We start from the raw sequence: 9,863 nt of genomic DNA, 5'->3' as shown, positions 1-9,863 counted from the left end.
ACATATAAACGCAAAATGCTGCCATACAACATATTACAGGACGAATATTCTTAAAACTGATGAAAAATGGCTGAAACGGGTACTCATTAATATAATTATACGCGCGCGAGGGGCACACAGGACAAAAAAAACATCCCCACACATCCTGACGGACATAAGTGGTAAGGCAGGACCACTTATGTGAAACGGCAGGACCACTTATGTGAAACGGGCAACCCACTTATGTTCATCAAAAGGCATGCTTGAATCTGGGAAATCCACAAGAATAATGGGACTAAAAGAGCAGACAAGACAAATGCATAAGTGAGAAACCAATACCAGCATAAGGTGTCTAATTTTTTGACACCAAGTGTCTAATTTTTTGACACTTCAAAAAAATGCTTATTATGTAATCACCTGATTATCAATTAAAATTTTATTTGGCACGATATTTGCTTAAGGAAAAGAGACAGCATACGACATATAGCATTTGAAATTGTAAAAAAGAGAATTAATAAATTAATACATACAACGAACATGAACCAAACGATTCTACGCAACCTGTTTTACACGCTGAAGCGGTTCCGCACGGCTTCATTCCTAAATTTATTAGGACTATCCGCCGCCTTTGCCGCCTTCATCGTAATTATGATGAAAACCCGTTATGAACAACAATTCGACACCTGCTATCCCGAACCCGAACGGCTGGCGGTGCTGAACCTTTCCATTGACGGGAAAGACAACGAGCTGGTGGTGGTGCCTCGCCCGTTTGTAGATGCTGCCATCCAAGAGACCACGGGAATCGAATGCGGCACCCTGCTTTCGATGCAATTCGGAAGTAATCTGGTATATACTGACCCGCACTATCCGAAATACATCAAGGAAAACGTTGCAGCTGTATATCCCGATTTTGCAAAGACTATCGGAATGACTTTCGTGGAAGGCAATGACGAAGGGCTGGACACCCCCAACGGAGCCATTATCTCGGAAAGCCAAGCCAAACGGCTTTTCCCTGACGGAAGCGCCATAGGTAAATACATCTATTTGGAAAGTCCACACCGAGCTACCGAGGAAACACAATTCAGGATTAGCGGAGTGTACAAGGAATTCCCGAAGAATGCCCAGCTTACCAATGACATTTTTTGCCGCATTGGAGAAAAATGGGACCTCAACCAGTGGGGAAACTTCAGCTATCTGGCTTTCGTCCGCCTGAAACCCGGAGTCACTTACGAAGAAGTCAACCGCCAATTGGTTCAGAACAAGATTATCAACGATAAGATGGAGAAGTCATCTGATTTCAAGGAAGTCAAACCCATGGTTATTCCTATCCGTGACGTGTACTACCACACCAAGCCGTGGTTCTACTTCAAGACGGGCGACCTGCAGCACACGCGCCTGATGATTCTCATCGCCATACTGGTCATCGGCATCGCCGCCGTGAACCTTATCAACTTCACCACCGCCCTCACCCCGATGCGCATCCGCAGCATCAACACGCAGAAGGTACTGGGAAGCTCTGTCGGCTCGCTCCGCACGGGACTGGTGCTGGAAGCCGTGTGCACCGTGTTGCTGGGCTGGCTGATTGCGCTGGGCATCGTAGCTTGCTTCACGCAGACACAGGCACTGGATGCGTTGGGTTTCAATCCCGCACTGAAAGACTATCTGCCCGTCATTTTCGGAAGCGTAGGCATCGCCCTGCTGACGGGTGTACTTGCCGGACTTTATCCGGCATGGTACATGACCTCGTTCCCACCCGCACTGATGCTGAAAGGCAACTTCGCCCTGAGTGGAAAAGGAAAACGGCTCCGCACCGCACTGGTCAGCTTCCAGTACTTCATCTCGGCATGCCTCATCGTGTGCTCCACCTTCATCTTCATGCAGAACGAATACCAGAAGAACATCCGCACCGGATTCGACCGCGACATGCTACTCATCGCCCAAATGCCTCAAAAACCTTTCCTGAGCCAGCCCTACAAGGCATTCGACCAGCAACTATTGGGCTATCCGGAGTTTGAAGGCGTAGCGTATGCCAACGATCGGATGGGAGGCGGAAACGTGTACAACATCCAGGGATTTACCATAGCCGAGCAACACGTACAGCCTTTCTATGTCCGCGTCTCTACCAACTTCCCGAAGGTGATGGGCATGAAGGTGACCGAAGGGCGCGACTTCCTGCCCGGCGACTCCGTAGGGCGGAACGTAAGGCACTATATCGCCACTAAAGAATTTAAGAAGATGTATAACCTGCCCACCGGACAGGAACTGAATGCCGACTGGATGGGGAAAGCCGAAATCACGGGCTACGTGGACAACGTGGCGTTCACCTCGAACCGCATCACCGCCTTTAGCGGAACGCCCTTCGTATTTACTCCTAATTTATACGATGATGACGTGCTTCCTTTCGGCTATATCCGTGTAAAAGCCGGAAGCGACCCTGCGCAAGCCCTGAGCCACGCCCGCGAAGCCTTCGAGAAGAGCTTCCCCGGCTATGCTGCCGAGATTGATTTCTTCGACAACGTATATAAGAAGCTCTATACCGCCGAGACCAACCAGCAACAGGTAGTCATCGCCTTCAGCGTGCTTGCCATCCTCATCTCGCTGGTGGGCGTGTTCGGGCTGACCATTTTCGAAACGCAATACCGGCACAAGGAAATCGGGGTGCGCAAGGTGTTCGGTGCCAGCACGAGCCAGATATTGTGGCAATTCAACCGTGCCAGTCTGAAAGTCGCCATCCTTTGCTCGGCAGTGGCGATGCCGGTTGCCTATTACATAATGGGCCGCTGGCTGGAGTCATTCACCCAGCGCGTGCCGCTCTCGGCGTGGGTGTTCGTCGCCGCCTGCCTGCTGATTATCCTGATGACCCTCGTCACCGTGACCGTGCAGAGTTACCGTGCAGCGAACAGCAACCCGATAGATTGCGTGAGAGCTGAATGATGAATTTTTCACCACAGATTACACAGATTTATAAAATTATATTTCTCACAGAGACACCAGAAGAATAAATGATAAAATCTGTGTAATCTGTGGTGAACAAACAAAAGAAATTATTAACCAATAAACACTTATACTATTATGATTAAGATTGAAAACCTTTGCAAGACATTCCGTACTACAGAAGTAGAAACTATCGCGCTCAACAATGTCAGTTTCGAGATAGCCGACAAAGAATTTGTTGCCATTATGGGTCCTTCGGGATGTGGCAAATCTACCCTGCTGAACATTATGGGATTGCTCGACAACCCGACATCAGGCGATTATTATCTGGACGAAAAAGAAGTGGGACACCTGAAAGAAAAAGACCGCACAAACGTGCGCAAAGGCAACATCGGCTTCGTATTCCAGAGCTTCAACCTGATAGACGAACTGAATGTGGCGGAGAACGTAGAGCTTCCCCTCACCTACCTGGGCGTGCCCGCCGCCGAACGGAAACAACGCGTGGCAGACATCTTGAAACGGATGAACATCAGCCACCGCGCCAAGCACTATCCGCAACAGCTCTCCGGAGGTCAGCAACAACGTGTGGCAATCGCCCGTGCCGTGGTATCGAACCCCAAAATCATCCTTGCTGACGAGCCGACCGGTAACCTCGACTCGAAGAACGGACAAGAAGTAATGGAGCTGCTGACCGAACTGAACAAGGAAGGCACGACCATCGTGATGGTGACACACAGCCAGCGCGACGCCGGATATGCCGGACGCATCATCAACCTGTTCGACGGGCAGATTGTGGCTTCCATTGCCGAAATGTAAATCAGTTAACAGTTAACAATTAATAATTAATAGTTAATAGTGGCAACTGTTCCGTCTGCCATTATTAACTGTTAATTATTAATTATTAATTAAAACGAACTATGAACTATACGATATTACGAAACCTGTTTTATACGCTGAAGCGTTTCCGCACGGCTTCCGTGCTCAACCTCTTCGGGCTTTCGTTCGCCTTTGCCGCCTTTATCGTGATTATGATGAAGGTGAACTACGAACGCGGTTTTGACTCCTGCTACCCAGAGCCCGAACGATTGGTGATGCTCAACCTGGGCGACCCCGATAACCATACCATGGGCTATCTGCCGCGCGGACCCATCGACTACTTAATGGAACAAGTACCCGGCTTCGAGTACGGTACCATCTATGCACCGGCATGGGGGAAGACCGCCCTCTACACCGACCCCAAGAACCCGCAATACTTCTACGAAACGCCCTGGGCGGTATCGCCCGGCTTCGCCAAGGTGGTAGGGCTGAAGTTCATTGCCGGAAGCGATGCCGAAATGGGGCAACCCGAAAGCATCATCGTCTCCGAGAGTTATGCCCGCAAGCTGTTCCCCGACGGCAACGCCTTGGGTGCATACCTCTACATCGAAGGGAGCAACTTCCTGACGCCCGACGCCACCAAGTACCGGATATGCGGCATCTACGAAGACCTGCCCGAGAACTGCCAGTTCAAGAACGACCTCTTCGTGACCATGGGCGAACGGGTGCAGAAGGACGACTGGGGAAGCCAGAACTACTTCGCCTTCTTCCGCCTGAAACCCGGCGTAAGCGTAGAAGAAGCCAACCGCCAGATAGCCGCCACCCGAACCATCGACCGGATGAACGTGGACAAGGACGACAAGACCGCCCTCTACGTCTTCCCCATCCGCGACTTCTACTACACGATGCACTCGCCCTATTACCTGAAGACCGGAAGCCGCAGCACCACCGCCCTGCTCGTGGTCATCGGGATGCTCATCATCGCCATTGCCTGCATCAACCTGGTCAACTTCAGCACCGCCCTCGCCCCGATGCGCATGCGCAGCATCAACACGCAGAAAGTACTGGGCAGCACCAACGGCGAACTGCGCCGCGCCCTCACCCTCGAATCGGTATGCACCGTCCTTGTAGGTTGGCTGATTGCACTGGGCATCACGGCGACACTCATCCATTTGAACGTGCTTTCGTTCATGGGCTTCACGCCCTCGCTCCTCACCTACTGGCAATATGTGGCGGGTACGGGAATGATAGCCCTCGCCGTGGGCATCATCGCAGGACTGTATCCGGCATGGTATATGACCTCCTTCCCGCCCGCACTGGTGCTGAAGGGCAACTACGCCCTGAGCGGCAAGGGCAAGCGGCTGCGCACCCTGCTCATCGGATTCCAGTACGTGGTGTCGTTCGCCCTCATCGTGTCGGCGGCGTTCATCTTCCTGCAAAACCGCTACATGCGCAACCGTGCCTTGGGCTTCGACCGCGACCAGCTGCTCGTGGCAAGCCTGCCCGAAATGCCCTACCAGAGCAGCCCCTACCATAGCTTCGAGTCGAAGCTGAAAAGCTATGCCGAGATAGCCGACGTGGCGTTCGCCAAGTGGGAATTAGGGTCGAGCGAAGGATACACCAGCTATATGTTCCGCTACAACGGCACCGAATACGGTCACTATTTCATCGAGGTGAGCACCAACTTCCTCGACGTAATGGGAATGAAGCTCCTATCGGGAACAGACTTCCTGCCCTCCGACTCCATTGGCAAAGACCCGTTGGTGTTCATCGCCACCGAGGATTTGCAGAAGGAAACGGGCATCGAGGCGGGCGAAATGGTGGACTTCTTCGTATGGGGCGGCCTTAACGCCTGCATCAAGGGATTCGTAGACAATGTGCAGTTCACCTCCTTCAAGAAGAGTTCCTACCCCTACGTGTTCTGTTGCAACCCGAAATATACCAACGGCCAGCTGCCCTACGCCTACATCCGCGTGAGGGCTGGCAGCGATATGGACACCGCCTTGCGCCACATCCGCCAGACTGCCGAAGAATGTTTCACCGGCTATCCCGTCGACGTGAAATTCTACGACCAAGTCTACGCCTCGCTCTACCAGCGGGAGGCGGACCAACAGCAGATGATTACGCTCTTCAGCCTGCTCGCCATTGTCATCTCGCTGGTAGGCGTGTTCGGGCTGATTATCTTCGAGGCGGAACACCGGCGCAAGGAAATCGGCGTGCGCAAGGTGTACGGAGCCTCGACGGGTCAGATACTCTGGATGTTCGGCCGCTCGTACCTCGTGCTGAGCCTCGTCAGCTCCGTCATCGCCACCCCCGTGGCGTGGTATGGCGTGACGCGGTGGCTGGAGCAGTTCAGCCAGCGCGTGCCGCTCAGCCCTTGGGTGTTTGTGGGGGCGTGCGCCGTCATCTGCCTCATCACCGAGCTGACGATTACCGTGCAGAATTACCGCGCGGCGACCGCCAATCCGGTGGACAGCCTGAAGACGGAGTGAATCCAGGTTTCACCACAGATTACACAGATTTTATTATTTATTTCTTCGTGTCTTTGGCGAATAATAATTTTATAAATCTGTGCAATCTGTGGTGAAAACAAACCTTGAAAAACGTGCAAAATGCAATTTAGACCCTCGGCGGACACTTTGCACGTCTGCGAGACGCATTTTAGACCCTCGGCGCGCATTTTGCAACACTTGCAAAGTCCGCGCCGACCCCTCGGCGGACACTTTGCACGACTGCGAGACGCGTTTTAGACCCTCGCCGCGCACTTTGCAACACTTGCAAAGCCTGCGGCGACCCCTCGGCGGACATTTTGCACGTTTTCCGAGGTGGGAAACAAGTTCTAAACAGTAACTATATACTGTGAAGAAACGCAGATTTTCACAGATTAACGCAGATTAAACAGATGATTAAATTTGAATCTGCGAAAATCCGCGTTAATCTGCGTTTCCAAACAAACAATTAAATAATAAATAAACCAGATGAAAAGAGCATTCAACAACCTGTTCCGACGGGGCGAAGCGAACCCCATTAAGATTCTCTGCCTCGGCGTGGGCCTCGCCATCGGGCTGACCATGCTTGCCGAAGTCATCTTCGAGCAGAGCTACGACAACTTTCTGCCCCGGCTGGAAGACACGTACCGCATCACCGAGCAATACAAATCGTCGCAAGAAGACACGTGGCGTCCCTATACACAAACACCGGGAGCCACCGCTCCGGGCGTGAAACGGTATTGCCCCGAAGTGGAAGCCGCCACACGCTTCACGTGGCTGGAAAGCGGTATGCACCTCGTGGCGGAAGACCAGCGGGAAGTGACCGCCAACGCCCTCCTGTGCGACAGTTCGTTCTTCGACGTCTTCCCCCGCCGCATCCTGATAGGCGAGAATCCGCATACGGGACTGGAGAAAGAGAACAACGCCTACATCTCGTCGCGCCTTGCCGAAACGCTGGGCACCGACATCGTGGGACACACGCTGACGTGGAAAGAATATCCCGACTTCAAGCTGAACATCGTCGGCATCTTTGAGGAGTTTCCGGAAAACACTCACCTGCCCCGCATTGACGTAGCGGTGGCATTGCCCACCATCGGACAAGTGCGCTATGACGGGCGAAACAACTGGCTGGGGAACGACAGCTACAAGAGCTACATCCGACTCTATCCCGGCACGAAGCCCGACCAGCTGACGGACAACGTGAAACGGATGCTGGAGACCAACCTGCCGATGGAAGACCTGAGGAAAAACGGAGCGGATTATGACATCGGTTTCCAGCCCGTCGGCGAAATCTTTTCCTCATCGGATTACAACCGCATCATGAATATCGTCTTCCTCGCCTTCGCCATACTGATGCTGGCGGTAGCGGTATTGAACTACATCCTGCTGGTCATCTCGGGCATGGTGAACCGCGCCAAGAGCATCGCCACTTACCGCTGCTATGGGGCAGGAAGCGGCGACATCTACCGCATGGTGCTCAGCGAATCGGCATTGCACGGGTTGTTGAGCCTCGCCCTGGCGATGCTGATTATCTTCGGGATTCAGGACGTGGTGCAGGAACAAATCGGGCACAGCCTCCGCTCGCTCTTCCCGCCTTCTACGATAGCCGTATGTGTGGCGGTGACTGCCTTCATCGTCCTCCTCTGCGGCGTGATGCCCGGCTACCTGTACACACGCATTCCCGTCACCTATGCCTACCGCCGCTACACCGAGAGCAAACGACACTGGAAGCTGGGGCTGCTCTTCGTGCAGTTCCTCCTCACCACATTCTTCGTGGCGATACTGGCGGTCATCAGCCTGCAATACCGTGCGCTGACCCATTACGACCCGGGCTTCGAATACAAGGATATGCTTTACGTACCACTTGCCGGCATCACACAGACCGAACAGCAGCGTTGCGTGCAGGAACTGAAAAAGCTGCCCGAAGTGGCGGGCGTGACGTGGGGGTATCAGCTGCCGTCCGAACATTGCAGCGGAAACAATGTATATAACCCTGAGACGGGACAAGAGTATATGAACATCGCCGATATGTACCTCGTGGGCGACGATTACCACAAGGCGTTCGGCATCCCCGTCATCGAAGGCAGCACCTTCACGCCTCACCTGAGCGACACCGTGGCACGTCAGGTGATGGTCAGCCGCAAGTTTGTGGAACGGATGCGCGAACTGGCGGGCTGGACAGGTTCTCCCATCGGCAAGACGGTGAACATCACCGAGCACGAAGGTCCGCTCACCGTCTGCGGCGTGTACGAAGAAATTCATTTCGGCTCGCAGATAGCCGAAGATGCCGACGAACGTCCCTCGGTGATGTTCTACGCTCCGGTGCCCTACTCTACCAATCTCTTTATCCGCCTGCGCCAACTCTCACCCGAAGGGATGAAAGCCGTGCAAAAAGTGGTGGAGGAAACGATGTCCGACAGGGATAAGCACGCCTATAGCCTGGCACTGGAAATGAACGCCCTCTACGACGGCATCCTGCACGTGCGCAACAGCATCCTCTTCACCGGCGCGTGCATCCTGCTCATCGCGCTCATCGGGCTTATCGCCTACATCCGCGACGAAATCAGCCGCCGCCACGCCGAGATAGCCATCCGCATCATCCACGGAGCCACGGTAGCCAACGTACAACGCCTCTTCCTGCTCGATCTGCTGAAGATTGCGCTCCCTGCCACCCTTATCGGCGCGTTGATAGCGTGGCGGGCAAGCATTTCGCTCCTCCAGCTCTTCGCCGTCAAGATTGAGCTGACGTGGTGGCTCTTCACCGGCTGCGCCCTCGCGGTGCTCCTCATCGTATGGGCAGTCTCGTCCGCCCTCGTCCTGAAAGCCGCCCGGATGAACCCCACGGAGAACCTGCGGACGGAGTGAATGACTATTCCGCCTAACCAAAAACATCCATCGTAGACCGACCATTGTTGATTTACGATGGATGTTACATACGTGCATCTTTTTGAAACATACGTGAATGGACGTTTGAAAATGAATGCGTATATTTGTAATCCAAAAGAGAATCTCTCAAAAACAAAAAATTTAAATCATACCATCACGCTTATGAAACATTTCTTATTCTACCTGATTACATTAACCGTATGCTTGCCGTTCGCTTCGTGCAGCGATGAGTTTGTGGAATTACCGTATGCATACGATGAAATCAGTTACAGACGTGGTTATGACCTTGACATACCTTTAGATACCGTGGTTTATATCGAAAGTCAAGCCGAATTTGACCAACTGTTTGCTGATGAAGAGACAAAGCCCGAAGCAAGCGTACCGTTCTCAGAGGGTGTGCTGGCGGTGGTAAAGGGTATAGCTAATGGAGGAATTGTGGATTTACAAAAAAATCTGATTCAATCGGATGACGGTTATCACTTGTCTATCCGGATTCAAACAGACTTCACAGATGTTATGGAGCCTTGGTATGTCGCCTACGTCATTCCAAAAGAATATGCAGGCAAAGTCGATTTGGATATAGAATACTACCTCACCACAGATTACACGGATTTAAATAATTAAAAATGAATATCCTTTTCCCCACCAGACATCATCCTTTTATGGTTTCCATATCAAAACCGTACGTTCTCCAATTGAAAACCGTACGTTCTCGATATGGAAACCGTACGGTTTTCAATTGGAGAACATAAAAAGAAG

At 52.5% G+C, this 9,863-nt stretch carries 5 protein-coding genes; all 5 read left to right on the top strand.

The window, feature by feature from the left end; genetic code table 11:
• Window positions 1-516: 516 nt before the first annotated feature.
• Window positions 517-2,913, top strand: coding sequence for an FtsX-like permease family protein (locus B5F71_RS17480; protein ID WP_087212872.1), 2,397 nt, complete (start codon window positions 517-519; stop codon window positions 2,911-2,913).
• A 138-nt stretch (window positions 2,914-3,051) separates the two neighbouring features.
• A complete protein-coding gene (locus tag B5F71_RS17475) occupies window positions 3,052-3,729 on the top strand; it encodes an ABC transporter ATP-binding protein (RefSeq protein ID WP_087212869.1) in 678 nt (225 codons plus the stop codon).
• 101 nt (window positions 3,730-3,830) lie between these two features.
• The gene (locus B5F71_RS17470) at window positions 3,831-6,221 is read left to right on the top strand and encodes an FtsX-like permease family protein (protein WP_087212866.1); all 2,391 of its coding nucleotides are present in this window, start codon (window positions 3,831-3,833) and stop codon (window positions 6,219-6,221) included.
• Window positions 6,222-6,707: 486 nt separating this feature from the next.
• Window positions 6,708-9,083: an ABC transporter permease gene (locus B5F71_RS17465; RefSeq protein WP_087212862.1), complete on the top strand. Its 2,376-nt coding sequence runs from the start codon at window positions 6,708-6,710 to the stop codon at window positions 9,081-9,083.
• A 183-nt stretch (window positions 9,084-9,266) separates the two neighbouring features.
• Complete coding sequence (locus B5F71_RS17460) at window positions 9,267-9,728, top strand: hypothetical protein (RefSeq protein ID WP_143269931.1); 462 nt, start codon at window positions 9,267-9,269, stop codon at window positions 9,726-9,728.
• Window positions 9,729-9,863 lie beyond the last annotated feature (135 nt).

It is taken from the genome of Bacteroides sp. An269, from assembly GCF_002159755.1.
In the GTDB taxonomy this organism is placed as follows: domain Bacteria; phylum Bacteroidota; class Bacteroidia; order Bacteroidales; family Bacteroidaceae; genus Phocaeicola; species Phocaeicola intestinalis.
This window is presented reverse-complemented; position numbering and strand designations above follow the sequence as displayed.